The organism is Nocardiopsis sp. NPDC007018 (assembly GCF_040635075.1).
Taxonomy (GTDB): Bacteria; Actinomycetota; Actinomycetes; order Streptosporangiales; family Streptosporangiaceae; genus Nocardiopsis.
The window spans coordinates 29,745-55,194 of sequence record NZ_JBEYHA010000001.1 but is presented as its reverse complement, the minus strand read 5'-3'; the positions used below and the strand labels follow the sequence as shown (position 1 = coordinate 55,194).

The 25,450-nt window shown below is 72.9% G+C and carries 17 protein-coding genes; 1 reads left to right on the top strand and 16 read right to left on the bottom strand.

Annotation, left to right across the window (positions count from 1 at the left end; translation table 11 throughout):
- Positions 1–38: 38 nt before the first annotated feature.
- The 3 genes from thrS to ABZ635_RS00210 form a co-directional block, all read right to left on the bottom strand.
- Positions 39–1,265, bottom strand: a complete 1,227-nt coding sequence (thrS, locus tag ABZ635_RS00220; protein ID WP_357756514.1) for a threonine--tRNA ligase — start codon at positions 1,263–1,265, stop codon at positions 39–41.
- Positions 1,266–1,405: 140 nt separating this feature from the next.
- Positions 1,406–1,876, bottom strand: a complete 471-nt coding sequence (locus tag ABZ635_RS00215) for an NUDIX domain-containing protein (RefSeq protein ID WP_357756511.1) — start codon at positions 1,874–1,876, stop codon at positions 1,406–1,408.
- Positions 1,877–1,913: 37 nt separating this feature from the next.
- Positions 1,914–2,495 (bottom strand): GNAT family protein, encoded by a 582-nt coding sequence (locus tag ABZ635_RS00210; protein ID WP_357756508.1) that lies wholly within the window; start codon positions 2,493–2,495, stop codon positions 1,914–1,916.
- A 206-nt stretch (positions 2,496–2,701) separates the two neighbouring features.
- Here ABZ635_RS00210 and xylA point away from each other — a divergent pair, with 206 nt between their 5' ends.
- Positions 2,702–3,868 (top strand): xylose isomerase, encoded by a 1,167-nt coding sequence (gene xylA, locus ABZ635_RS00205; RefSeq protein WP_357756505.1) that lies wholly within the window; start codon positions 2,702–2,704, stop codon positions 3,866–3,868.
- Positions 3,869–3,943: 75 nt separating this feature from the next.
- Here the strand turns inward: xylA and ABZ635_RS00200 are convergent, their stop codons facing one another.
- From ABZ635_RS00200 to ABZ635_RS00140, 13 genes are all read right to left on the bottom strand, one after another.
- Positions 3,944–4,624 carry a hypothetical protein gene (locus tag ABZ635_RS00200; protein WP_357756503.1) on the bottom strand — a complete coding sequence of 227 codons (681 nt, stop codon included), beginning with the start codon at positions 4,622–4,624 and terminating at the stop codon, positions 3,944–3,946.
- Positions 4,625–4,653: 29 nt separating this feature from the next.
- A complete protein-coding gene (locus ABZ635_RS00195) occupies positions 4,654–5,361 on the bottom strand; it encodes a hypothetical protein (protein WP_357756500.1) in 708 nt (235 codons plus the stop codon).
- A gap of 155 nt (positions 5,362–5,516) precedes the next feature.
- Positions 5,517–5,888 carry an STAS domain-containing protein gene (locus ABZ635_RS00190; RefSeq protein ID WP_017544239.1) on the bottom strand — a complete coding sequence of 124 codons (372 nt, stop codon included), beginning with the start codon at positions 5,886–5,888 and terminating at the stop codon, positions 5,517–5,519.
- A gap of 308 nt (positions 5,889–6,196) precedes the next feature.
- The gene (gene meaB / locus ABZ635_RS00185) at positions 6,197–7,261 is read right to left on the bottom strand and encodes a methylmalonyl Co-A mutase-associated GTPase MeaB (RefSeq protein ID WP_357756497.1); all 1,065 of its coding nucleotides are present in this window, start codon (positions 7,259–7,261) and stop codon (positions 6,197–6,199) included.
- A gap of 62 nt (positions 7,262–7,323) precedes the next feature.
- Positions 7,324–9,597: a methylmalonyl-CoA mutase gene (gene scpA, locus ABZ635_RS00180; RefSeq protein WP_357756494.1), complete on the bottom strand. Its 2,274-nt coding sequence runs from the start codon at positions 9,595–9,597 to the stop codon at positions 7,324–7,326.
- Positions 9,594–11,558 (bottom strand): methylmalonyl-CoA mutase subunit beta, encoded by a 1,965-nt coding sequence (locus ABZ635_RS00175; protein WP_357756491.1) that lies wholly within the window; start codon positions 11,556–11,558, stop codon positions 9,594–9,596. The genes scpA and ABZ635_RS00175 overlap by 4 nt, the downstream gene beginning before the upstream one ends.
- A 185-nt stretch (positions 11,559–11,743) precedes the next feature.
- Entirely contained in the window at positions 11,744–12,145 is a 402-nt protein-coding gene (locus tag ABZ635_RS00170; protein WP_357756488.1) for a spore-associated protein A, read from the bottom strand.
- Between the two features lie 11 nt (positions 12,146–12,156).
- The gene (locus tag ABZ635_RS00165; protein WP_357756486.1) at positions 12,157–13,797 is read right to left on the bottom strand and encodes a serine/threonine-protein kinase; all 1,641 of its coding nucleotides are present in this window, start codon (positions 13,795–13,797) and stop codon (positions 12,157–12,159) included.
- 164 nt (positions 13,798–13,961) lie between these two features.
- Entirely contained in the window at positions 13,962–18,365 is a 4,404-nt protein-coding gene (locus ABZ635_RS00160) for an FtsK/SpoIIIE domain-containing protein (RefSeq protein WP_357756484.1), read from the bottom strand.
- Between the two features lie 215 nt (positions 18,366–18,580).
- The gene (locus tag ABZ635_RS00155; RefSeq protein ID WP_357756481.1) at positions 18,581–18,877 is read right to left on the bottom strand and encodes a WXG100 family type VII secretion target; all 297 of its coding nucleotides are present in this window, start codon (positions 18,875–18,877) and stop codon (positions 18,581–18,583) included.
- Positions 18,878–19,016: 139 nt separating this feature from the next.
- Positions 19,017–19,670: a hypothetical protein gene (locus ABZ635_RS00150; RefSeq protein ID WP_357756478.1), complete on the bottom strand. Its 654-nt coding sequence runs from the start codon at positions 19,668–19,670 to the stop codon at positions 19,017–19,019.
- 108 nt (positions 19,671–19,778) lie between these two features.
- Positions 19,779–20,081: a hypothetical protein gene (locus tag ABZ635_RS00145; RefSeq protein WP_357756475.1), complete on the bottom strand. Its 303-nt coding sequence runs from the start codon at positions 20,079–20,081 to the stop codon at positions 19,779–19,781.
- A gap of 45 nt (positions 20,082–20,126) precedes the next feature.
- Entirely contained in the window at positions 20,127–25,295 is a 5,169-nt protein-coding gene (locus ABZ635_RS00140; protein ID WP_357756472.1) for a hypothetical protein, read from the bottom strand.
- Between the last annotated feature and the right edge of the window lie 155 nt (positions 25,296–25,450).

The window sequence follows — 25,450 nt, the reverse complement described above, 5'->3', positions numbered from 1 at the left end:
CGAGCGGGGCCGCGTCAGCGCCGGAGGGCGGGCCCGCGTCAGCGCCAGAGCCGGACCGAGTACGCCCCCACCAGGCCGCGCACGAGTTCGACGAACTCGCCCTCCGGCATCGGGTCCGGGCGACGTCCGTCCCTCAACCGCACGGAGACGCTGCCCTCCAGGACCTCCCTCGCCCCCAGCACCACCTGGTAGGGCACCAGTCGGGCCGCCCGGATGCGTCCGCCCAGGCCGCCGCGCTCGGGCCCCGCGACCTCCGCGCGCAGCCCCAGTTCGACGCACCGCGCCACGATCCGGGCGGCGTCGGCGACCTGGTCGCCGGAGACCGGCAGCACCACGACCTGGACGGGCGCCAACCAGGCGGGGAACGCCCCGCCGTGGACCTCCACCAGGTGCGCCACCGCCCGTTCCACGCTCCCGATCACGCTCCGGTGCACCATGACGGGCCGGTGCCGGGCGCCGTCCGCTCCGACGTAGGTCAGGTCGAACCGCTCCGGCTGGTGGAAGTCCACCTGAACGGTCGAGAGGGTGAACTCCCTGCCTCCCGCGTCGGTGAACTGCACGTCGATCTTGGGTCCGTAGAAGGCCGCCTCGTCCTCCGCCCGTTCGTAGGGCACGCCGGAATGGTCGAGGGCCTCGGACAACAGTTCGGTGGAGCGGCTCCACAGGTCCGGAGCGTCGACGTACTTTCCTCCCGGGCCGGGCAGCGACAGTCGGTAGCGGGTGGCGGCGACTCCCATCGCGGTGTGCGCACCCCGCACCAGCTCCAGTGCGGCACCCACCTCGTCCACGACCTGCTCCAGCGCGCAGAAGACGTGCGCGTCGTTGAGCTGGATCGCGCGCACCCGACTCAGACCGCCCAGGACCCCGGAGCGCTCCGAGCGGTACATGCCGCCCAGCTCGGCCACCCGCAGCGGGAGTTCCCGGTGGCCCCGCCCGCGCGATCGGTAGATCACCGCGTGGTGGGGGCACAGGCTCGGCCTCAGCACGACCTGCTCGCCACCGCCCAGGTCCATCGGCGGGTACATGTCGTCGCGGTAGTGGCTCCAGTGTCCGGAGGCCTCGTACAGCTCGCGTTTGCCGAGTACCGGCGAGTACACGTGCTGGTACCCCGCACGCCGTTCGGCGTCACGGACGTACTCCTCCAAGGCGTGGCGCACGGTGGCACCGTCCGGCAGCCAGTAGGGCAGCCCTGATCCGATCAGCGGGTCGGTGCCGAAGAGTTCGAGCTCGCGGCCGAGCCTGCGGTGGTCGTGTCGTGCGGTCATCACGTCTCCTCCTGTGGGACGAGTGACCGCAAGACGAAGGCCCCGGGGCACTCGCCCCGGGGCCTGTCGAAAACACGGTTCAGCGCGCCGGGGACTCCGGCGTCGTCGTCATGAAGGCGCGCTGCATACGGCTCACCGTATCAGCGTTCGAAATGGGGGGCTCCCTCGTCGAGCCGGGCCCAGCGGACGCGTTCCAGTACGCGTTCGGCCATGGGCGGCATCTCGTGGTCGGCGAACCAGCCCACGTCCAGGCTCTCGTCATCGTCGACCGACAGCCGCCCGCCCACGGACCGGCAGCGGAAGGCCAGGTCGAGGAACTGCACCCGGTCGCCGTTGGGGTAGGTGTGCGGCTCCTGGCCGAGCACGGCGACCAGCCGCTCCACCTCCACCCTCACCCCGGTCTCCTCCCACACCTCGCGGACCACGGCCCGCGCGGGCTGCTCCCCCGGTTCGAGGATGCCGCCGGGAGTGGCCCAACGGCCGTCGTCGGAGCGCTGGTGCAACAGCACGCGGCCGTCGTCGTCGAGCACCACCCCGGTCACACCCACCAGGGGCAGCAGGGAGTGGCCGACGTGGGCGCGCAACTGGGTGACGAAGTCCGGGACGGGCATGCCCCCAAACTAACCCGGGGCGCGGTCGGCGGGCGGGTCAGCCGCGCGTGCGACGAAGCTCGGCGTACTCGTGGTCGAGGATCGACATCAGGACCGCGTCGTGCCACGCCCCGTCCCAGCGCAGGTGCTGGCGCCACACGCCCTCACGGACGAACCCCGATTTCGCGTACGAGCGTTCGGCGTTGGTGTTGAAGGCGAAGACCTCCAACGCCACCCGGTGCAGACCGGCGGTCTCGAAGGCGTACTCCAGGACCAGGTCGGTGGCCTCGGTGCCGTAGCCCCGTCCGGTGTGCTCCATGGAGCTGAGCGCGATCCGGTAGTGCGCCTCGGCGTTGTCCGGGTCCAGATCGAGGAGTGCGCAGTCCCCGACGACGCGGTCGTCGGCCCGGGAGCGGATCACCCAGTCGGCCCGGTCGTGCTGGTGCTCGCGGGCCGTGAAGAGCCGGACGAGTCCCTCAGCGGTGAACTCCCGGTGGGTGCCGGTGAGCCTGCGCACCTGCGGGTCCATGTCCACCAGGCCGGGGACGAGGTCGTCGGCATTGGCCGCCGTGAGCGGGTCCAGGCGCACGCGGTCACCGGTGAGGGCGGGCTGGTGGCGGAAGACGTCGGGAGGCACCATGAGGGTGATCCAACCAGCGCCCCCACCCCCGGGCAACGGGTTTTCGACGCGGGCGACCGCCGGGCGGGACCCGGGCCCACCGGTGTGGGAGGCGACCGGGCCGGGCGCCGGGTTCGGAGGGTGAGGGACCATTGACGGCGGGTCGTGGCTCTGGACAGACTGTCCGGGTCCGCACACCCCCACGGATCGACCCCCCGGGAGCAGACTTGGTAGACACGACCGACCTCCGCCCCACCCCCGAGGACCGCTTCACCTTCGGCTTGTGGACCGTCGGCTGGCGCGGTGTCAACACCTTCGGCGACCCCGTCCGGCCACCGCTCGACCCGGTCGACGCCGTGCGCCGCCTCGCCGACCTCGGCGCGTACGGCGTCACCTTCCACGACGACGACCTGATCCCGCCGGGCAGCACCCCCGACGAACGGGACGCGGTGATCCAGCGCTTCCGCAAGGCGCTCGACGAGACCGGGCTCACGGTTCCCATGGCCACCACGAACCTGTTCAGCCACCCGGTCTTCCGGGACGGCGGCTTCACCTCCAACAGCCGGGACGTACGACGCCACGCGCTGCGCAAGGTGATTCGCAACATCGACCTGGCGGCCTCCCTGGGCGCGACCACCTACGTGTGCTGGGGCGGCCAGGACGGCTCGGAGACCGAGGCGGGCAAGGACCACCGCGCCGCGCTGGACCGTCTGCGCGAGGCCTTCGACCTGTTGTGCTCCTACGTCCGGGAGCAGGGGTACGGCCTGCGCCTGGCGATCGAGCCCAAGCCCAACGAACCGCGTGGCGACGTGCTGCTGCCCACCGTCGGCCACGCCCTGGCCTTCATCGAGCGGCTCGCCCACCCGGAGATGGTGGGGGTCAACCCCGAGGTCGGTCACGAGCAGATGGCCGGGCTGAACTTCGCGCACGGCGTGGCCCAGGCGCTGTGGGCGGGCAAGCTGTTCCACATCGACCTCAACGGACAGCGCGGAGTGAAGTACGACCAGGACCTGCGCTTCGGCGCGGGCGACCTCAAGGAGGCCTTCTTCCTCGTGGACCTGTTGGAGCGGGCCGGATACGAGGGGCCCAGGCACTTCGACTTCAAGCCGCCGCGCACCGAGGACGTGTCCGGGGTGTGGGAGTCGGCGGCGGGCTGCATGCGCAACTACCTGCTGCTCAGGGAGCGGGCGGCGGCCTTCCGCGCCGATCCGGAGGTGGCCGCGGCCCTGGCCGACGCCCGGGTCCCCGAACTCTCCACTTCCACCCTCGCCCCCGGCGAGAGCGTCGCGGACCTGCTCCGGGAGGAGTTCGACGCTGAGGAGGCGGGGCGGCGCGGCTACCACTTCGAGCGGCTGGACCAGCTCGCCCTGGAGCACCTGCTCGGCGCCCGCTGAGCCGGGCGCGCCCCCGGGAGGACTTCCCCTCCCCCGGGGGCGCCGGGGGCTCTGCGCGAGCCGAGCGGCCCGGGGTCAGCGGTGGACGGTCGGGCCCGACGCGCTCCGGCGCGCGGCCTCGCGCTCGTCGTAGAGCCGTGCGAAGTCGCGCGCCCGCTGGCGGTAGCGCCGCACCCAGGGGCCGAGGAAGAGCACGTAGCCCAGGAACAGCAGGGTGATCACGAGCGGGAAGACGGCGTCGGCGCCCGGGCCGTGGGCCCGGAGGTTGAGGACGCTCAGCGTACCGAACAGGAGCAGGCCGATCGCGCTGATCACGGTGACCGTGCGCGGGGAGTTGATGCCCGCCTCCGCCTGGGCGGCGACCACCCGGGCGGCCCGGTTGACGGAGTCGCGTTCGTGGAGGCCGCCGCGGCGCAGCTGGCGTTTGGCCTCCAGCAGGTCGACCGGATCGGTGCCCGGAGCGAGGGTGGACGTGCCGAGGGTCCTGCGCAGGAACACGGGCATCAGCCACACCATGAGAGCCATCATGACCGCGGCGGGGGCGAGGCCCGCGAGGAGCGCGGGCACCGCGCTCCGCCAGTCGTCGGCCACGAGCACGCAGAGGACCAGCGGCGGGAGCACGACCACGGGGAAGAGGATGAGCGAGGCCCTGACGGCGTAGGCACGCGGATGGTTCTGCGCGTAGACCTGCATCCGGCCGAACAGGGCCCTGGGATGTCGGCGAGCGGACCGGGGGTGTGTCGTGTGCTCGTTCATACCGCACCCCTACCCCGATTCGCCGTGACCTATCCGAGACCTCGGGAGGGTTCGCTGTTGACCGTGCCCCCGGGGCGGGCGTCGTAGGCCATCGCCAGGTCCCGGGCCCTCCGTTTGGCCAGGAGGTCGTGGGCGACGGCGAATGCCACCATCAATGCCATCAGGACGCTCACGACCAGGAAGACGGCCGAGCCGCTCCAGCCACCGTCCGAGGCGTACCGGTTGAGGGCGTTGAACAGGTTGAGGACGCTGAAACCGGCCAACATCAGCGCCGACGGCCAGAGCCGTTGACCCAGGACCTGGGCGGCCAGGGCTCGGGCGACCCGGTCGACCTCGGGCACGCCGGTCAGCGTCCTTGAGCGGAGCACGCGTCTGGCGGCCCGCAGGTCCGCCGGCCGGGTGTCGGCGGGGAGCGGGACCCTGAACACCATCAGGTGCACGAACGCGGTGACCACCATCAGGAAGAGGGGGAGGCCAGCCGCAACGCCGACCAAGGCCAGGACGGCCCACACGGCGGGGTGGTCGGCGACGCCGAAGAGCAGGCCGAGGAGCACGGTCAGGAGCGTCAGTGACAGCACGCCGGTGAAGGCCACCCGGCGTGCGTGCCCGGGGTCGTTCTGGGCGCGGACCTGGAAGCGGAGGAGGGGGTCGAGGAGGCGGGGGGACCTGGCGGCGGGGGGTGTGGTGTCGATGGTTCCATTATCCCCGCCGCCCGGGGTCGGAAGAGCGTTGTCCACAGGGGGAGTCGGCCGCCCCGGTGGGGGGCGGCCGTGGACGGACCCGCACCCGCCCCTCTCCGGGCGGTGTCCGCGTACCCGGCGCGGGCACGGGAGAGGGGGTGTTCACGGCTGGGGGCGGTCCCGGGAGAGGGGGCTCACGGGACCGGGCCGGACTATCCGGCCTGGCGCTTGGCCTCCAGGGCCTCCATCGCCGCTACGGCGGTGGCGACGGTCTGGTGGACCGGGACCTGCCGGTGCAGGCCGACCAGGCGGACGACCTTGGTGACGCGCTCGTTCAGGGCCGCCAGGGACAGGGAACCGTCCAGCTCACGGACGTTCCGGTAGGCGTTGATGATGACGTTCAGCCCGCTGGAGTCCATGAAGTCCAGGGCGGACAGATCCAGGATCAGCCACGGACCGTGGTCCTCGATCGCGGTCTTGATGTGTTCCTGGAGGTCGGCGGCGGTCGCGATGTCGAGTTCTCCCTCGATCGCGACGATGACGCTGCGGCTCTCGAACCGCGTGCTCAGTCCAAGCCTGTGCACGTTCACTCCTCCCGGCCCCACGCTCCGATGGTGAGGGGTCCCTCGCTTAACCATACGCAGCCCGACCGGGAACGACTACCGGACCCGGCTCCACTCCCACAGAGCCGGTCCGGTGAGGGAGACGCCTGCGCGCCCGAGCGGTCTGGTAAGTCGTTGGACACACACGGTATAAGCGAACCGCTCCCACGGGAATGGCATCGGGGAAGAAATTTTCGCCTCATGGGCGAGAACCCCCTCCCCCACGGGCGATACCTCCCGTTCACCCTGGGTCATTTCACGACATGGAACCCGGTGTCGCCCAGCTCTCCTCAGTCGTCCCCGCCGTCGTTCCCGGACCGGTCACGCCCCGTTCGCCCCTCGTGGACGCCGTCACCCTGAGTGAAGGAGGCCAGTAGGGAACGCGCGGCGAGAGTGGCGGTCGTCTCACCCGACCGCACCCGCGCCTCCATCTCCGGGACGAGCGCGGACACCTCCCGGTCCCTCAGGAACGAGTCCATCAGCTGGTCGCGCACCTGGTCCCACATCCAGCTGACACCCTGGGCGCTGCGCCGCTCGGCGAGGGCACCGTCCCGCTCCAGCACACGCCGGTGTTCGAGCACGGTCTCCCACACCTCGTCCAGACCGTCGCCGGTCAGGCCGCTACAGGTGAGCACCGGCGGCCGCCACTCAGGGTGCACCGGTTGGAGCAGGCGCAGGGCCCGGGAGAGCTCCCGGGCGGCCTTGCGCGCGTCGTCGGCGTGCGCACCGTCGGCCTTGTTCACCGCCACCACGTCGACGAGTTCCAGCACGCCCTTCTTGATCCCCTGGAGCTGGTCGCCGGTGCGGGCCAGTGTGAGGAACAGGAAGCAGTCGACCATCGCGGCGACCGTGACCTCGGACTGGCCGACGCCCACGGTCTCCACCAGCACCACGTCGAACCCGGCCGCCTCCATGAGCAGCATGGTCTCCCTCGTGGCGCGGGCGACCCCGCCGAGGGTGCCCGCCGTGGGCGAGGGCCGGATGAACGCGTCGGGGTCGACCGCGAGCTCGGCCATGCGCGTCTTGTCGCCCAGGATGCTCCCGCCGGTGCGGGTGGAGGAGGGGTCGACGGCGAGCACGGCCACCCGGTGGCCGCGTGAGGTCAGCCGTGTCCCGAGCGCGTCGATGAAGGTCGACTTGCCCACACCGGGCACCCCGGTGATGCCCACCCGCTGGGCCTTGCCGGTGTGCGGCAGCACCCGCACCAGGAGTTCCTGCGCGGCGCGCGCGTGGTCCGGGCGGCGCGACTCCACGAGGGTGATGGCCCTGGCCAGGGTCGGCCGATGCCCGGACAGCACCCCCTCGGCCAGGGCGTCCACGTCCACCGGACGCCTCCCGCGCACCGCCACGTCCACTCCCCTTCCGACCGTTCACCGGCCGCTCGTTCCCGCGCCGGACCCTCCGGACGCCGCTCGGACTACTCCGGGCCCACCGGGCCCCGGCCGCTCCGTGCCTCGCGCGACCCGTCCCCGCCGTCGGGGTCCAGCCGGTCCTCCAACTGGTCGAGCAGGTCGACGGCGGCCTCGGCGATCACCGTTCCGGGCGGGAAGATCGCGGACGCACCGGCCGCGCGGAGCTCGTCGAAGTCGCCCGGGGGGATCACCCCGCCCACCACGATCATGATGTCCTCGCGGTCCAGCCGGGCCAGCTCCTCGCGCAGCGCGGGCACCAGGGTGAGGTGCCCGGCCGCCAGCGAGGACACCCCGACCACGTGTACGTCGGCCTCCACGGCCTGCACGGCGACCTCGGCCGGGGTCTGGAAGAGCGGGCCCACGTCCACGTCGAAGCCGAGGTCGGCGAAGGCCGTCGCGATGACCTTCTGGCCCCGGTCGTGGCCGTCCTGGCCCATCTTCGCCACGAGGATGCGGGGGCGGCGGCCCTCGGCCTCGGTGAACTCCTCGACCCGGGCGGTCACCCGGTCCATCAGCCCGGCCGCGTCGGCGCTCCCGGCCGCCTCGTTCCTGTACACACCCTGAATCGTACGGATCTGGCCGGAGTGGCGGTGGAACACCTTCTCCATGGCGTCGGAGATCTCTCCGACGGTCGCCTTGGCCCGGGCCGCGTCGACGGCGGCGGCGAGGAGGTTGTTCGTGAGGTCCTCGTCGGCCCGGGACTCCCGTCCGGCGGCCTCGGTGAGGGCGTCCAGGGCGGCGCGCACCTCCCGCTCGTCGCGCTCCTCGCGCAGGCGGCGGAGCTTGTCGAGCTGCTGGGCGCGGACCCTGGAGTTCTCGACCTTGAGGACGTCGATCTCGTCGGGGGTGTCGGGGCGGTACTTGTTGACCCCGATCACGGGCTGGCGGCCGGAGTCGATGCGCGCCTGGGTGCGGGCGGCCGCCTCCTCGATGCGCATCTTCGGCAGTCCGGCGTCGATCGCGGCGGCCATCCCCCCGGCCCGCTCGACCTCCTGGATGTGCGCCCACGCCTTCTCGGCGAGCTGGTGGGTGAGGCTCTCGACGTAGTAGCTGCCGCCCCAGGGGTCGACGACGCGGGTGGTGCCCGACTCCTGCTGCAACAGCAGCTGCGTGTTGCGGGCGATGCGCGCGGAGAAGTCCGTGGGCAGGGCGAGCGCCTCGTCCAGGGCGTTGGTGTGCAACGACTGGGTGTGGCCCTGTGTGGCGGCCATGGCCTCCACACAGGTGCGCGCGACGTTGTTGAACACGTCCTGCGCGGTGAGCGACCAGCCGGAGGTCTGGGAGTGCGTGCGCAGGCTGAGCGACTTGTCCTTGGCGGCACCCAGGTCCTTGACCAGGCGGGCCCACAGCAGTCGGGCCGCGCGCAGCTTGGCGACCTCCATGAAGAAGTTCATCCCGATCGCCCAGAAGAACGACAGCCGGGGCGCGAAGGCGTCCACGTCCAGTCCGGACCGCTGACCCGCGCGGATGTACTCCACGCCGTCGGCGAGGGTGTACGCCAGCTCCAGGTCGGCCGTGGCCCCGGCCTCCTGCATGTGGTAGCCGGAGATGGAGATGGAGTTGAAGCGCGGCATCCGCTGGGAGGTGAAGGCGAAGATGTCGGAGATGATCCGCATCGACGGCCGCGGCGGGTAGATGTAGGTGTTGCGGACCATGAACTCCTTGAGGATGTCGTTCTGGATGGTCCCCGACAGCTTCTCGGGCGGCACCCCCTGCTCCTCGGCGGCCACGATGTAGAGGGCCAGGACGGGCAGCACCGCGCCGTTCATGGTCATGGACACGCTCATCCGGTCCAACGGGATGCCGTCGAACAGTTGGCGCATGTCGTAGATGGAGTCGATGGCCACGCCCGCCATGCCCACGTCCCCGGCGACCCGGGGGTGGTCGGAGTCGTAGCCCCGGTGGGTGGCGAGGTCGAAGGCGACCGACAGGCCCTTCTGGCCGGCGGCGAGGTTGCGGCGGTAGAAGGCGTTGGACTCCTCGGCGGTGGAGAACCCGGCGTACTGGCGGATGGTCCACGGCTGGTTGACGTACATGGTCGGGTAGGGCCCGCGCAGGTACGGCGGGATGCCGGGCAGCCCGTCCACGAAGTCCAGGCCCGCGCGGTCGGCGGGCGTGTAGAGCGGCCGGACCCCGATGCCCTCGGGGGTCTCCCACTCCAGGGCGTCGGCGGCCTTGCCCGTGGAGTCCTCCAGGGACCGGCGCCAGTCGGCCGCGCCCTGGTCGCCGCCGGTGAAGGCCGGGTACCGGGGGTCGACGGCGGAGAAGTCGGGGATCATGCGTTCGCCCCCTGGGTGGAGTCGGTCGTGGTGGTCGGGGGGTCGGTGAGGAGCACGTCGACGAGGTCGGTGAGCAGCGCGACGGCGTCGCATCCCCGGTGGGCGAAGGCGTCCACCCCGGCCTCCCGGTAGGAGTCGCGCGGTGCTCCGGCGAGCAGGACGCGGCGGGCCCCGGCCCCCTTGAGGGCGCGGGCCGCCTCCTCGGCGTGCTCGTCGTAGAGGCGGTCCGACGAGCAGATGACGGCGACCCGGCTGCCGGAGTCAGCGAAGGCGCGGGCGGCGGACGGGGCGTCGTCGAGCGGACCCGGGTCGCGGGCCTCCACTCCCCCGGCGGCGAGCAGGTTGGTGGCGAAGGAGGCGCGGGCGGTGTGCGCCGCGACCGGGCCGAGAGTGGCGAGGAAGGCCGCGGGCCGGTGGCCGGTGGCGGCGGTGTGCGCGTCGGAGCGGTCGCGCAGGGCCTCGTACTCCTGGGCGTAGCGGCGAACGGGAAAGCCGCCTTCGACGGGGGCCCGGCGGGCCGGGTCGGCGGCGCGGACCAGGGGTCTCTCGTTCGGGTCGGGGAACTCGCTGACCCCGGTGAGCGGGGCGGTGCGGCGGGCGAGGTCGTGGCGGCGGCGCTCCCAGGTGCGGTCCACGGCGGTGCGGAGTGCGCCGTGCGCGACGGCGTCGGCGGCGCCCCCGGCGCGTTCCAGCTCCTGGAAGAAGGCCCATCCGGCGCCGTACAGGGCGCGGGTGAGGGACTCGACGTAGAACGACCCTCCGGCCGGGTCGATGACCCGGGCCAGGTGGGACTCCTCGATGAGGAGCGACTGGGTGTTGCGGGCGATGCGGCGCGCGAAGTCGTCGGGCAGGCCCACGGCGCTGTCGAAGGGCGCCACGGTGACGGCGTCGGCTCCGCCCACCCCGGCCGCGAAGCAGGCCACGGTGGTGCGGAGCATGTTCACGTGCGGGTCGCGGCGGGTGAGCATGGCGTCGGAGGTGGTGGCGTGCAGGCTCATGCCGCGCCGGTCGGCGGGCACCCCGCAGGCTTCCAGCACCTGGTTCCACATGGCGCGGACGGCGCGCAGCTTGGCGATGACGGAGAACTGGTCGGCGTTGGCGGCGAGCCGGAACTCGATCCGGCGGGCGGCGTCGGCCAGGTCGAGTCCGGCGCCGGTGAGCGCGCGCAGGTAGGCGGTCGCGGCGGCGACGGCGAAACCGATCTCCTGGGCCTCGGAGCCGCCCGCGTCGTGGACCAGGGTCCCGTCGGCGACGAACAGTCCGAGTTCCGGGTAGCGGGCGGCGTGTTCGGCGGCGAAGCGGGCGGGTTCGGCCACGTCGGGGAGCTCACCGGCCAGGGCCGCCGCGCTGATGGGGTCCAGGCCCAGGTGGGAGATGACCCGGCCGTCGGGGACGTCGGCGTCGGTGTGCGCCCTGAGCAGAGCGGTGGCGGCGTCGAGAGCGTGCGGTCCGGGCGCGGACACCACCACGGGCGCGAGGTCCAGGTAGACGTCGGCGAGGGCCTCGCCCAGGCGGGAGAGGGGGACGCCGCCGGGCGGCGCGCCTTCGGGGGCGGAGTCCGGGCCCACGGCCACCCACAACGAGCCCGCACCGTTCATGAGGTCGTTGTGCGCGCGACGGCGGAGCTCGGCGGGGTCGGTGTCGGTGTGCCGGGCGCGGATGTCCCAGCCCCCGGCCACGCCCCCGCCCGGGCGGTAGCCGCGGGTGAAGGGGGCCAGCCCGGGGTATCCGGGATCGGCGGCGGGCGGGTCGGCGGTGTACAGGGGCGCGATGTCGAATCCGTCGTAGCCGTGCGTGGCCAGGACGGACTCGGGGGCGTCGGCGAGGCGTTCCTCGGCGACGCCGCTCTTGCGCAGCACCCCGGCGACGAGTTCGCGCCACCGTTCACGTGTGGCCGCCGGGAAGCCCTCGGCCAGGTTGGGGGCCGCGGTACCGGCGGGCCCGCTCTCAGGGACGTCCATACTTCGAGATGGTAGAGAACCGGGTTCGGTTCCGGCCAGCCGGGGTGTGGTGCTCGGCACAGCGGGGGTACCACCGGCCCGACCCGGGCGTCGTCCCGACCGTGGGGGCGGGCCGTGGGGGCGGCGCCAGCGCCCGGTTGCGACCTGGGTCACACCGGGTGCGGCGCCCGTGTCGGCGCCGCCGGTCAGCCGCAGTTGGTGCCGTTGCGCACGACCCACTCGCCGCCGATCGCACCGCCCCAGTCCACGCACTGGCCCGCGGCCTCCAGGTAGACCGGGCCCGCGTAGGTGGTGAAGCTGCCGGGGTCGGTCTGCCAGGAGGTGGAATCGGAGCGCTTGAGGGCCGCGTCCATGCTCATCGCGGCCCCGGGGTTGGACCGCATCACGATCACGCAGTTCTTCCCGTTGGAATTGTTGTAGGCCAGGTGGATGGTGCCCCCGGGCACGGAGGCCGTGTTCACCACGCCGTACCCGCTGCCGCACTCCCCGTTGTAGGGGGCCGCGGCGGCGGGGGCGGCGCTGGCCAGGGCCGCGGCCAGGGCGATCGCGAGCCCGCCGGAGATCCGGCGGGTGAGGGTGTTCAGCACGTGTGCTCCTCCTACCAGGGCGGGGTTCCGCTGCCGCTGGTCCTGTGGTGCTCGACGAGTCGGGTGATGGTGAGGGTGCCGTCGGAGGCCTCGGTGTAGGTGACCTCCGCCGCGACGGTGCGGCTCCCGGTGTTGGCGTAGCCGGTCAGCGCGCCCGGGCTGGAGGAGACCGATCCGGCGGCCCCGTCGGCCACACCGCCGCCCTGCCCCTGGCAGAAGCTCCACGCGCACACCACCGTGGCGCCGTCGAGCACCGCGTACCGGCCGTCCCCGCCGTCGGGGCGGAAGGCCACGACGTGGTCGCCGGAGGGGCGGGAGCCGGAGGCGCTCACCCCCGCGCCGACCGTGGCCCTCACGGTGGTCGGAGCGCTCTCCTCCTCCTGCTCCTCGTCCGCGTCCTCGGCGTCGTCGTCCTCCTCCTCGTCGGGCTCGTCCGAGGGCGACGCCTCCTCGGTGGGTTCCTTGCCGACCGGTCCGGGGCGCCTCTGTTCGGTGTCGGAGCCCTCCTCGGACACCTGACCGGCCTCGTCGTCCGCGTCTCCGGAGAACCAGGAGGCGACGGGCAGCGAGTCCCAGTTGTTGGCCAGGGCCACGCCGCCGAAGCCCAGCCCGGCGATGAGCAGGAGCGCGCCCAGGGCCGCTCCGACCACGGCCAGGACCCGGCCCGCGCCGGGACCGCCCCGGTTGGCGGCCACCGAGAACTCGCGTTCGGGGGCGGTCCGCACCCCGTGCCAGTTGTCGTCGACCAGTGCGCCCATCACGCTGCCCGCGGCGTCGGCGGAGGCCACCGGGGCGAAGGACCGTCCCGGATGGGTCACGGACACCATCTCCGAGACCAGTTGCAGGGCCGTGGGCCGCTGGGTGCCCTCCTTGTGGAGCGCGCGCCGGGCCAGGTCCGCCAGTGGCCCGGTGAAGCCCTCGGTGTCCGGTTCGCCGCTGATCACCCGGTGGGCGATGGCGGCCGGGTCCCCGCCGCCGAAGGGCGGTCGCCCGGTGGCCGCGTAGGCCACCAGGGCGCCCCAGGCGAAGATGTCGTCGGCGGTGCTGGCGGGCTTGCCCTGGTAGTGGTCGGGGCTGATCCAGCCGGGCGAGCCCATCACGGACCCGGTCCGGGTGAGGGCCGTCTGGTCGACCGCCCGGGCCACGCCGAAGTCGAGGACCCGGGGGCCCTCGGGCGAAAGCACGATGTTGGCGGGCTTGAGGTCGCGGTGCGCGATGCCCGCCTCGTGGATCTGGGCGAGCGCCTCGGCCACACCCGCGGCCAGGCCGACCAGCAGTCCCTCTTCGAGGGCGCCGTGTTTGCGCATGTAGGCGCTGAGCGTCAGGCCGCGCACGAGCGGCGTGACCAGCCAGGGCCGCTCGGCCCCGGTGTCGGCGTCCAGCAGGGGCACCGCGCAGGCGCCGCCGACCCTGCGGAGCAGTTCGACCTCGCGGGTGAAGCGCGCCCGGAACTCGTCGTCGGCGGCGTACTCGGGGTGGATGAGCTTGACGGCGACCAGCTCGCCCCCGCCGGACCGGGCCGCGTACACGACGCCCATGCCGCCCGCCCCCAGGCGCTTGAGGGGCTGGTACGGGCCGATCCGCGCGGGGTCGGTGGAGGTCAGGTCAGTGGCGGTGACGGGGAGGGAGACGGCTGACGGAGTTGGGTTCACGGGGAACAGATCCTGGTCGGCGTAAAGGGTGGGACGGGTGACTGGCTGCGGTGCCGGGCGCCCACCGAGAACAGGGGTGGCGGAGGGAGTCACAAGGGGATCAAAGGGATACTAGCGCCTCTCACCTCGCGCACAAGGTATCGATCGGCGCCCCGGCCCCTCGGTCACGGCATCGGCACCCTCACCTGCTGAGTCCTACCGTCACCCAGGTGCAGGTAGGCGGTGCCCGGGGTGAGCCTCGGGCTGGAGACGCCCTTGGGCAGGCGCAACCCCAGGACCTCCCCGTCGGCCTGACTCTGCGGGGACAACAGCGCGCCGATCCGGTTGCGCTTGAGGTGGACGTGCCAGCCGTTGAACCCGCCCTGGAGCGCCTCGTTGGTGCCCGCCGCGACGATGCCCCACCCCGCGCCCACCATGCCGCGCGCGATCCGTGTGAACTCCTTGCCGAGGTCGCTCTGGAGCAGCAGCTCCGCGTCGTCGACCATCACGACCGCCGTGTCCGCCTCGAAGCGCCCGAGGGCCTCGTGCAGCTGGGACAGCCGCGGCTCGGCGGCGTCGATGACCGCCCGCACCCCGCGCTCGCCCCTCAGGTCGGCCAGGCGCGAACCGCGCGGGGTGACCAGCAGGAGCTCCGTTCCGCCCTCCAGCAGCGACGCGGCCATGGTCGTGAGCATGCTGGACCGCCCGGACTGGGGCGGGCCGCTCACGAGGAAGGTCGGGACGCGCGACAGGTCGGCGGTGACGGCGGTGAGCTCGTTGCCGCCGACGCCGACCAGGGCGTGCAGCGGGCGGGGGGCCTCGGTCCGGTACCGGGCCATGTCCGCGTAGCCCAGCTGGTCCGGCAGCACGTCGACGCGGAACGGCAGGGGGCCGCCGCCGGGCCGGGGGCGCTGGGAGACGAACTCGGCGATACGCGTGAGCTCGTGCCCCTGGGCGGCGCCCTGCGGGTTCTTCGTCAGCAGCGCGATCTGGACCTCCAGGGCGTCACCCGCGCGGAAGGCCCGGCCGTCCGGGACCTCCTCCGGCAGGGAGCGGGCCTGGAGTCCGGCCGAGCCGTAGTCGCCGCTGTCGTTGCAGCGCAGGACCAGCAGGTCCTCGGTGGTGGAGGAGTACTTCGTGCGGGTCAGCAGGCGGTCGCCGGTGGCGACCACGTGCACGCCCACACCGGCGCCGTCCCGCATCAGGGTGGTGACGTCCTCGACCAGGGCACCGTAGTTGTACTCGCCGAAGGCCTGCTCGAAGGCGTCCAGGCGGTCGACGAAGAGCACGACGTGCGCCGGACGCTCCCCCGCCGGCAGGAGGGCGCGCAGCTCCTCCAGGTCGGCGCAGCCGTGCGCCGCGAGCAGTTTCTGTCTGCGGTCCAGCTCCTCCGCGAGCAGCCCCAGCAGACGCACGACCCGATCGCCCTGGGTGCGTTGGGCGACCGCCCCGCAGTGCGGCAGGCGCTCCATCGGCAGCAGGGCGCCGTTGCCGCAGTCCAGCCCGTACAGGTGCACGTCGTCCGGGTGGTGGCCCAGGGCCAGCGAGGCGGCGAGGGTGCGCAGGGTCTGGGAGCGGCCGGTGCGCCCCGACCCCATGACGAGCAGGTGGCCGTTCCTGGCCAGGTCGAACGTGTACGTCATCTGGCGCTGTTGGGCCGGGACGTCGATCAGCCCGATCGGGACCGGGCGCACCACACCGGGCTCGGCCTGCGGAGGCCGCCCCCTCAGAAGCTCCGAGAGGGTCAGCGACGTGGGCAGGGCATCCAGCCAGGGGCTCGGCTGGCGCCGCGCGCCGACCAGCTCGGCGGCCTCCCGCACAGCCGTGACCAGCGCTGTGAGGTCGGTGGCCTCCACGTCACCGCTCCGCTGCTTCTCCTTGGCCGCGACCGGGGCGGGCAGTGCCAGGTCCGACCACCGGACCGCGTGGGCGACGGGCGCGGAGGCGTTCTCGACCGCCACGACCCGCCGACCGCCCACCCGGCCCGACTGGAACGGCAGCAGGGACGCGTGACCGAGTCGGACGTACGCGCGACCGGGGGTGTCGATCCCGATGTGCGCCGACTCCGCCGCGTCGATGACGTCGCGGCTCTCGGTCTCGTCGGTCATCCGCAGCGCGATCCGCAGGTTCGTGTTGGCGCGGATGTCGTTGGTGACCACGCCGCCGGGCCGCTGCGTGGCCAGCACCAGGTGGATGCCGAGGGAACGGCCCCGCTGGGCGATGTTGACCAGGCCCTTCACGAAGTCCGGCAGCTCGCGCGCCATGGACGCGAACTCGTCGATGACCAGCATCAGCCGGGGCATCTGCGGCATGCGCGGGTCGCGGTCCAGGAGTTCGAGGTAGTCCTCGATGTCCTTCGCCCCGGCCTTGGCCAGGATGTGCTCGCGGCGGTGCAGCTCGGCGCCGAGCGAGACCAGGGCGCGCCCCACCAGGTGGGTGTCCAGGTCGGTGACCATACCGACGGTGTGCGGCAGGTCCACGCAGTCCTTGAACGCGCTGCCGCCCTTGTAGTCGACGAGCACGAACGACATCGACTCGGGGCGGTTCACCGCCGCCAGCGACGCCACCAGCGTCTGGAGGAGTTCGGACTTGCCGGAACCCGTGGTGCCCGCGATGAGCGCGTGCGGGCCGTCCCGGCGGATGTCGACGGCGAAGGGGCCGTCCAGGCCGACGCCGAGGGTGGCGACCGTGCTCCGGCCGCCGCTGGTCCAGTGGGCGGCGATCGCGTCGCCGTTGGGCGGCTCCAGGCCGATCACGTCGAGCAGGCGGGCGCTGCGCGGGAGCGAGCCGCCGGACTCGCCGACACTGCTGTCGCGCAGCGGGGCCAGGGCCCGGCCGAGCCGGTCCGCCCAGGCGGCGGACGGGACGTCGGCCCGCACGTCCTCGACGTTGTCGAAGGAGGTCCGGCGCAGGCGCATCCCGTGCGGGGTGATGCTGACGACCGCGCTGCACTCCTCGGGCAGCAGCCGCTCCTCGGCGTCCAGGCACAGGACGTAGATGCCCACCTCGGGGCCCTCGCGCAGCAGCTGCACGACACCGGGAAGCGACCGGATGCGGCGGGCGCCGTCGAGCACCACCACGATCGCGGGCTCGTCGTCGGCGGCTCCGCGCGGGGCCTGCGCCCGCGCCTCCAGGATCATCAGCAGCTCGGAGACGCGGCGCGCGCAGGTGGTGGAGTCGATACCGATGCGCCCCAGCGAGAGCTGGGGGTGGTCCCCGCGCAGGTGCGGAACGTAGCGGGTCCACCGCCACCGGCTGTGGTCGCCCTCCATGGACAGCAGGTACAGCTGGAGTTCGGCGGGGCTGTGCAGGGCCACGAGCTGGGCGACCAGCCACCGCTCCAGGGCGTGGGCGCCCTCGCCGCTCCCGGCCACGCCCACCACGCCGTTGTCCTTCACCGACACGCTCACCGGCACGTCGCGCATGTCCCAGGTGACCTCCTTGCGGTGGTCGTCCTTGGTGGGGTCCGTGAGGACCACCTCGGAGGGGATGCTGCCGGTGCCCACGCGCAGCTGGGTGAAGTCCTCGTCGATCTTGCGGCGCTCCCACAGGCGTGACCGGGGGCCGGTGGAGAGCAGCAGGACGGCGGCGGGGTCCGGGCAGGTGTCGCGGAGTCGGCGCTGGGCGGCGACGAGGGCGTCACGGGCGTCCTTGGTGACCCGCTCGGTCTTCTCCTCGAACTCGCGGAGTTCCTTGTCGTAGCGGGCCTTGGTGGTCTTGCGCTGCATGAGCTGCATGAACAGCACCGAGACGGGGGCCAGCAGACCGATGAGGAGCATCTGCGGACGGTTCATGATGAGCGCGCCGCCGACCGCCATGGTGATCGGCATCAGGATCATCATGAGCAGCTGGGCGATGGGCTTGTCGGGCGGCTCGGGCGGGCTTGGCAGCTTGAACTTGGTCTTGGTGGGCGCGGGGTGCAGCCGGGGCGGGCGGTTGTAGTCGAGGCCCGTGCCGTCCTCGGAGGGCACGACGGCGGCGTCCGGCCGGTGGTGGGGCCACGCCTCGAAGAGGGTGCCGCCCAGGGTGAGCTGCTCGCCCTGCGGCCACGGGGTGTCCGGGGCGACCTCGTCGCGCTCCAGGTGGGCGCCCTGCCCGCCACTGGTGGCCAGCAGGGTGACGGTGCCGTCCGGTGCCACGCGTACGCGCGCCCAGTGGCCGTCCGCGTTCGTGACGAGCACCGCGCTCTCGTGGTCGCCGACCACGTAGTCGCCGGGGTCGAGCCGGACCACCCGGCCCGCGTCGGGGCCGGAGACCACACGGATCTCCACCACGCCCGGCGGCTCCGCCCTGACCTCGGCGGGACCGCCCACGCCGATGACCGACCCGTCGAGGATTCCGGCCTCCGCCAGGGACGCGGACGGGTCGATCCGCCGGTCTCCGACATAGAGCGGGACCTCCTGGCCGCGCACGCGCGGCACGGTGCGGACCACCGGGTCCACGACCTCGGTGAGCTGGCGCACCGTGGCGCCGGGGTCGGCGTCGACGAGCATGTCCAGACGCAGGGGCGAGGTGGCGACGGGTCCGGAGCCGTCCGGCCCGTCCGCGGACGGGCCGGTGGCGGGAGTCGCGGTGAAGAGAAGGCGCACGGTGGGGGCTGCTTCCAGGTCTTTGCCGTCAGCGGCGGGCTCGGTGGTCGACGCGGCGGCCGGGGGCCGCGCGTCCGCCCCGCGCCCGGGCCGGAACCGGGAGGTGGGGCGCGAGGGGCCCCGGGCACGGGTGCTCGGGGCGGGGCGGAACGGGGCGGTCACCCGAGGGGTGCGCGGCGGTACGGAGCGCGCGTTCCGGGGCGGTCCGGGGGCCGTCAGCCCTTGAGGCCCTCACCGAGCTTCTCGTCGGTCTCGCCGAAGGTGCTACCGACCTGCTTGAGGTACTTGGCGATGCCTTCGAGGCCCTTGTTGACGTCCTCGAAACCGCTGTTGAAGTCCTCGAAGAACGGACGGAAGTGCTTCTCGGCGGCGGGGGTGCTGTAGCCGTCCGAGATCAGGCCGTCGACCTTGTTCTTGATGGACTGGAGGCGCTCGGTGAACTCGTTGAACTCCTGGGTGAGGGAGCCCGAGGTCTCCTCGGTCTTGTCGCTGTCGACGTTGTACGTGGGCATGTGTCTCTCCTCGTGTGTGTCTCCCGGCGGCCTGGCCGGACCGGGAGCCCTCTTCGTCCTCATTGTCGCGGATGTTCGCCCGCAGGTGACGGTCACCCGCGAACGCACCGGTGCGCCCCGGGCACCGGCGGGCGGGACCTCAGGCCCCCGCGTCCGTGGTGACGTCGCGCTCCCGGAACCGCGCGGTGCCGGTGATCGCGTCGAAGAGGTCCAGGACCTCGTCGACCTCGTGGGAGTTGGGGCTGGTGCAGCTGACCAGGATGCGTTTGTCCAGGCCCGGGTATTCGAAGGCCGTGTGCATGGCCACCGTGCGCAGGATCGCCTCCTCCGTGTCGTAGTCCGTGACACCGAAGACGCGGCCGCACCTCCCCAGGCCCGACTCGGACAGGTCGACGACGGTCTTGTTCAGCCAGGTGCCCTCGCGGGCGGTGGCGGAGTCCTGGTAGACGTAGTCGACCAGGCGCAGCGGGTCGATGGCGTACTCCCCCCGGCCCGCGGGGAACGCGAACACGCAGACGGTCGCCATGAAGAAGCCGTCGTCGTACTCCTCGAAGGTCCCGGCGGCCGAGATCAGCCCGGCTCCGGTCGCCTCGCCGGCCACAGCCGCCATGTCGGCGATCAGCTCGTTGAGCGCCTCGGCCTCCTCCGGTCGGTTCCGGTAGGCCTCCAGGACCTCGGCGCGCATCGAGGCGAACGAGTCACCGGACAGGTCGTACTGCTTCCAGCCCTCCGGAAGTACGTAGTCGAACAGGATGTCCCGCTGGGGGACGTCCTCCTCGAACAGGTAGGCCATGGCGGTTCTTCTCCTCGTGCGGTCCTCGTGCGGCCGGTCGGTGGGCCCGGATCGGTGGTGGAACGGCCGGGCTCGGGCCGGGGCGGGTGTGTTCCCGGCCGTGGGCGCCTACTCCTCGGACTCCAGGCTGTTGCACAGCTCCTCGTCCGTCTCCTTGAAGGCCTCGATCACCGGGTCGATGGCCTGTGCCAAGGCGCCCAGGTCCTCGGACTGGCGCTCGTAGTTCTGCTTGCAGTCCTTGCCGTAGTCCCTGGCCTTGTCCACCAGGAAGCCGGGACCGATGTCCTCCGCCCGGTCCTCCGGGCTCTGGTACGAGCCCTCCTCGGGCTCCGTGAAGGCGTTCTGGATGCGATCCAGCGTCGCCTTCGTCTGGCTGAGCGTCTCGGTGTCGATGCAGACGATCCCGGCCATCCGATTCTCCCTCCTGGTGCCTCGCTCCGCCGTGCGAAGCCAGCCCTAGTCCCGCATCTTCTGCACGTCAGCCAGGCTGACGTCGTAGAGCTCGGCGAGCTCCACTTCCAACTGCTCCCTCTCGGCCTTGGCCCTGGCGAGGAACTCGTCCGCCCGTTCCTGTTCGGCGGCGGCGTCCGGGTCGGGGTGGTCGTCGAGGCGGGTGTCCTCGTACTTGGTGAGGTTCTCCTTCGTGAGCAGACTGTTGAGGACTTCGAGCTGCTTCTCGACCTTCTCCCCCTCGCGGAAGTCCTCGTGGTACTCGTCCAGATACTCGTCCCGGAGGTTGTTGCGCATGGCCTGGTGGCCCAGTTCGAGCGGGTATCCGAGCATGGTGTCACCGCCCCCGAACCGGCCCTCGGCCGCCGCCTTGGGGATCGCCGTGCCGACCTGCATGAAGGACTGCACCACGTAGCTGGGGTTGGGCAGGCCGTCGGGACCGAACGCGATGCCCTCGGAGAGCCAGTCCAGTCCCGTGACCTCGGCCACGAAATGGCGGCCGAAGTCGAATCCCGTCCCGGCGACCACGTTGAGTACGTTCTTGAAGATCTCGTACGGGATCGGTTGGAGGGCGGCCCGCCGGGTGTCTCGCAACGTCCTGACGGGATCGCGCTCAGGACGTTCCGAGGAGCCGGAGCCACGTTGGCCGTCTGCCTCGGCACTGGAACCGTTCGCCGTGAGGTCCTCCCCGACCGCGGCGCCCTCCCCCTCGGAACGGGAACCGTCCCGGGCCTGGTCCGGGGCGGCGCCCTCGTCCCCGAGCACGCGGGCGGTTCCCCCGCCGCTGCGGCCCGGAGCCGCAGGCGGCGTGGCGTCCGCCCCGGTCCCCGGGATCTCCACCCGGCTCTGGACCCCGTCCGGCGCGGTGACGCGGACGTGGCGCTCGGTGACGCGCAGCTCGGGGCCGCCACCGGACTCGACGCGCACCCCGCCCCGGGCGTCCCTGACCGTGGTTCCGCTGGCCCCGTCGGTGACCTCGGCACGCCCGGAGGCCGACCGGGTGCCCGAGACGTTGCCGCCGGACTCGAACCGGACCTGGTCGGGCGAGACCAGCGGGTCGCGCAACCGCGGCCACCTGCCGTTACCGGTGTGAACCGGGTTCTGCACCCCGGGCCTCCCGGGTTTGGCCGTCACCTCGATGCTCTGCGCACCGTTGTGGCCGCTCGTCCGGTCGGGGCCCGTCGACACTTCCCAGGAGTCGGCGTCACGGCCGGCACCCCGGGCCGTCAGGCTGTCGGAACCGACCTCGACGGTCCGGTCGCCGGAGCGGACGGAGCCGGGCTGCCGCTCCGGTCCCATCGTCGTGTGGAGCTCGCCGTCTCTGGTCCACACGCTCGTGCCGTCGCCCGTGGAGACGGAGGCCTCGTCCCCAGAGCTCTCTCCGTAGCGCTGTCTGGGATCAGTGGCACTGCTGGTCAGCGCGCTCGGCTCCCCCGGGTGGGCGCCGTCGCCGCCCCCGGCGCGGACCGTGGTGACGGCGGCGCCGTCGGAGACGCTCACGCCGTGCGCGTCGGCGCGGCCGCCGAGCCCGCCCGGTCCGGTGACGGTGAAACCGTCCCGGCTGTCGACCGCGTAGCCGCTCTCACGGGTACGCACGAGTGTGGAACCGTCGGGACGGCGGGTGACCCCCACCGCGTCGGGGTGGTCTCCCAGCGGGGTCATGGACATCTCGCCGTCGCGTGAGGTGCGCACCGACCACTGGCCGGGACCGTCCACTCGGAGCGCGGCCCCGTCACCGGGCGCCCCGGCGGGCCCCCGCTCGACGGTCACCCGCGTACCAGGGCCGTCGGGCGACCCGACCGGCACGTAGGGGGCGCCGGTCGCCGGGTCCCGGGGCAGGGGCGTGTAGACCCCACCGCCGCCCACGGGCTGGCCGTTCATGTCGTAGACGCTCTCGCGGCCGCCCTCGACCACGCGGACCACGCTCGGGCCAGGCCCGCCGCCCGGCCCCCTGAGCTCGGTGATCTCCACGCGCGGTCCGCCGTCGACGCTCACCCGGCCCGGTTCGGCGGTGACGCCCTCCGCCCTGGCCACCGGTCGGGTCCCGCCCCGCGCGTCGGGCTCCTGCCGGATCGACGCCTCGCCGCCCCGGCCTCCGTGCGAACCCCGCAGTTCCACCCCGCCCGAGCCGATCCGGACCTCGGAGCCGCCGCCACGGGCGGAACCGGTACCGTCCGCGCCCAGCCGGAGGTCGACGCCCCCGTCCATGGAGGAGACCTGCGCCGAGTCCGACCCCACCCGGGTGCGGGCGTCGCCGGTCTCCACGCGGACGCCGCCGTCCGTGCGGTCGTAGCCGTGTGTGGAGCCGCCGGGGGTCTGGACGGTGTAGCCGTCGGCGCCGACCTCCGCGTGCCGCCCGGTCGACGGGTCGAAGACCCGGGCCGGAGGCACGTGTCCGTTCTCGTCCGCACCCAGGCGGTGGACCGTGGGGCCGTCCCCGTCGAACCGCTGCCGTACGGGTCCGTCGCCGGTGTGGCTGACCCGTAGGCCGTCCCCGTCCTGGCGGACGGTGAGGCCGTCAGCGGTCCGGACCTGGTTGCCGTTCGGGTCCCGGGAGACGGAGACGTCGCCGTCGCTGGTGGAGACCGTCAGCTCGCCGTCGCGGTAGGAGGCGCGTCCCCGGCCGCCGGGGCCGGTCAGCTCCAGGTCGCCCGGATGGTCCGCGCCGTCCCGTTGGGCGCGGACCGACGATCCGTCCGCCGAGGACATGTCGAACCCGCGTTCGGTGTTCCGCACGCTGGTGCCGTTCACGTCGACACCGTCGCGGGTCACGTTCATGGTGAAGTCGGGATCGCCCTCGCGGGTGGCCGGGTGGCGGTAGGCCACGTTCCGCTCCCCGTCGGTGCCGCGCGTGGTGGTGAACTCACCCTGGCCCGCTGTGCGGGTGTGGGTGACCGTCGCGCCGTCAGAGGATCGCGGGGCGGGGCCGTCTCCGCCCCCGGACCCGGGGGCCGGAGCGGGGTCGGCGGCGGTCTGGTCGGTGCGCGACCGCGACCCGGTCGGGGCGGGGTCGGTGTTCGAGGGCACGGGCTCCGGTTCGGCCGTGTCCGTCCGCGTCCCCGCTTCCCCGTCGGAGCGCGCGCCGGACCGGGGGTCGGTGTCGGGCTGGGGGTCGCGGTTCGCGGGGGCGGTCTCCACGTCGCCCGGCTCTCCGACCCGCGCCCGAGGGGTACCGGATGGCTGGGGAGTGTTCGCGCCGCCGCCGGTCCGGGTGACCGGAGCGAACTCCTCTGGCGGCTGCGTGCCGTCGCCTCGGCCGCCCTGACCGCCTTCGGCGTCGTTCGTACCCGGACCCTCGGCGCGGTCGGGCTGGGAGCCGCCCGTGTCGGTCGGGGCCTCGGGAGCGGACCCGTCGGAGCCCGGACGGGCACCAGCGGACGACGAGTCCGCGGTACCGGAGTCCTCGCGTGTGGCAGCCGCATCGGACGACGACCCGCCGGAACCAGATTCCGACTGGTCGGCACCCGACGGGGCCGAGGAGTCGGCCGGACCACCGGTGTTCGCGGGGGCATCGGCCGTCTCGCGCGACGAATCCGGGCTACCGGTGTCCGTGTGGGCCGCGCCGGTCTGCGGCGCCGCGTCACCCTGACCACCGGTGTTCGCGGGAGCACCAGCCGGTTCCGGCGACGAACCGCCCGCGTCCGAACGGGCACCCGTCGTCTCCGGCGATCCCGCGCCACCGCCGACACCGGAGTCCGCCGAGGAACCGCCCGCGTTCGTCGGAGCGCCAGCCGACTCGGGAGCCGCGTCACCGGAACCCGCGGAACCGCCAGCACCACCGGTATCGGCCTGCGCGGCACCCGTCTGCGGGGCCGAGTCACCCAGGCCGCCCTGCTGGGGCACCGAGTCCCCCAGGCCACCCATGGGCGCGGGTCCGGACTCAGGGGTGGCGGACCCGGCACTCGGCGACGCCTCCCCGGTTCCGCCCCCGCCGGTGGTGGGGCCGCCCTCGCCGGTGTCACCGCCTCCGGAGGAACCCTGGGTTCCGACGGGGTCCGACCCACCGGCCCCCGACGCCGGGTCGGACCCGCCTCCGCTCCCACCGCTGCCGGAACCGCCGCCGAAGAAGTCGGGGAGCGAACCGTTGTCCTTGTACACCCCGAGGGTGGAACCCGCGGCGCTGGTCCCGAAGGCGGTCAGCACCTCGTTGGTCATGTTGATGTCGGTGAGACTCTTGCCCTCACCCGCGACCTGCACCGTGATCGACGACGCCATGCTGGTGGCGCTGTCCTTGACGATCGTGGTCGCGATCTTGCCGCCCGTGGTCCTGTTCGCCCGGCCCACGACGGAGGACACCGGGCCACCCACACCGCGGCGCACGGAGGAGGCGGTCCGGCTCACGCCGCCCGCCACACGCTGGCCCACCACACGGGTGGCCGCCTGGCCCGCCGCCTTGCCGACCGCGCGGCCTCCGCGCAGCAGAGCACCTCCCGGGACCAGGGAGAGCGCGTCCATGCCCAGGGTGAACAGGGACTCCCGGTTGAAGCCGAGCTTGCCCTCCTTGTGCAGGGAGGCGGCGCTGATCGCGAGCACGGTCAGGGCCAGAGCGATACCCAGACCGGGGATGAAGATCGCCGCCAGACCCGCGACGACCATGGCCACCGCGTACAGCAGCGGGTTGTCCTCGACCCAGGTGACGATCTTGTCCAACCAGCCCCAGAGTTTGCGCGGGCTGCCCTGTTTGGCCTCCTCCAAGGCGTCGGCGCAGTCGCGGGCCGCGTCCTCCATGTCGTCCAGGACACGTTTGAGCTGGTCGACGAACTCTTTCCGGACGGGGTCCTCACCGTCGAGCTTCTTCGTCCAGGCGTCGGGGTCCTCCAACGCGGAGTGGGCGGTGACGGCCCGGTGGACGATCGACGCGCTGTCCATCCGGGCGGCGCCGAGGGAGACCGCCCACTTGTCGAGGGCCCTGTACCCCTTCTCGTACGCGTCCTGGGCCTTGTCCAGGTGCCTGGGCAGTTCCTTGACGAGGTCCTGTAGGGCGGAGACGGCGTCGCCCTGGCCGAGTTCGTCACCTTCGAGACGGCGCATGTCCTCGGCGGCCTGCTTGGCGGCGTCCGACAGCCTCTCGTAGAACCGCTTCAGCGACCGTACGTCACTCGGCAGCCACGGAACGGGGTCCTCGGAGCGGTCGAGCAGGTGCCATTGGAGGAACTCACGAGGTTGTTTCGCCACGTCCCGAAGCACTCGCCTTCCAGGTCCGACCGGGGACCATCGCGTTGTCCGGCCGTCGGGAGGCACGGCCAGTGAGGGGTTCGCAGGGCTCTGGGGCGTTGGCGCCACGCGAGTCCGACATCATAGACTCCCATCCCCCTGAGTGAACAGATGCC

Bases quoted from the DNA above. Each gene is read 5' to 3' on its own strand.
- thrS (WP_357756514.1), bottom strand. From the start codon at position 1,265: ATGACCGCACGACACGACCACCGCAGGCTCGGCCGCGAGCTCGAACTC.
- ABZ635_RS00215 (WP_357756511.1), bottom strand. From the start codon at position 1,876: ATGCCCGTCCCGGACTTCGTCACCCAGTTGCGCGCCCACGTCGGCCAC.
- ABZ635_RS00210 (WP_357756508.1), bottom strand. From the start codon at position 2,495: ATGGTGCCTCCCGACGTCTTCCGCCACCAGCCCGCCCTCACCGGTGAC.
- ABZ635_RS00200 (WP_357756503.1), bottom strand. From the start codon at position 4,624: ATGAACGAGCACACGACACACCCCCGGTCCGCTCGCCGACATCCCAGG.
- scpA (WP_357756494.1), bottom strand. From the start codon at position 9,597: ATGATCCCCGACTTCTCCGCCGTCGACCCCCGGTACCCGGCCTTCACC.
- ABZ635_RS00175 (WP_357756491.1), bottom strand. From the start codon at position 11,558: ATGGACGTCCCTGAGAGCGGGCCCGCCGGTACCGCGGCCCCCAACCTG.
- ABZ635_RS00155 (WP_357756481.1), bottom strand. From the start codon at position 18,877: ATGCCCACGTACAACGTCGACAGCGACAAGACCGAGGAGACCTCGGGC.
- ABZ635_RS00150 (WP_357756478.1), bottom strand. From the start codon at position 19,670: ATGGCCTACCTGTTCGAGGAGGACGTCCCCCAGCGGGACATCCTGTTC.
- ABZ635_RS00145 (WP_357756475.1), bottom strand. From the start codon at position 20,081: ATGGCCGGGATCGTCTGCATCGACACCGAGACGCTCAGCCAGACGAAG.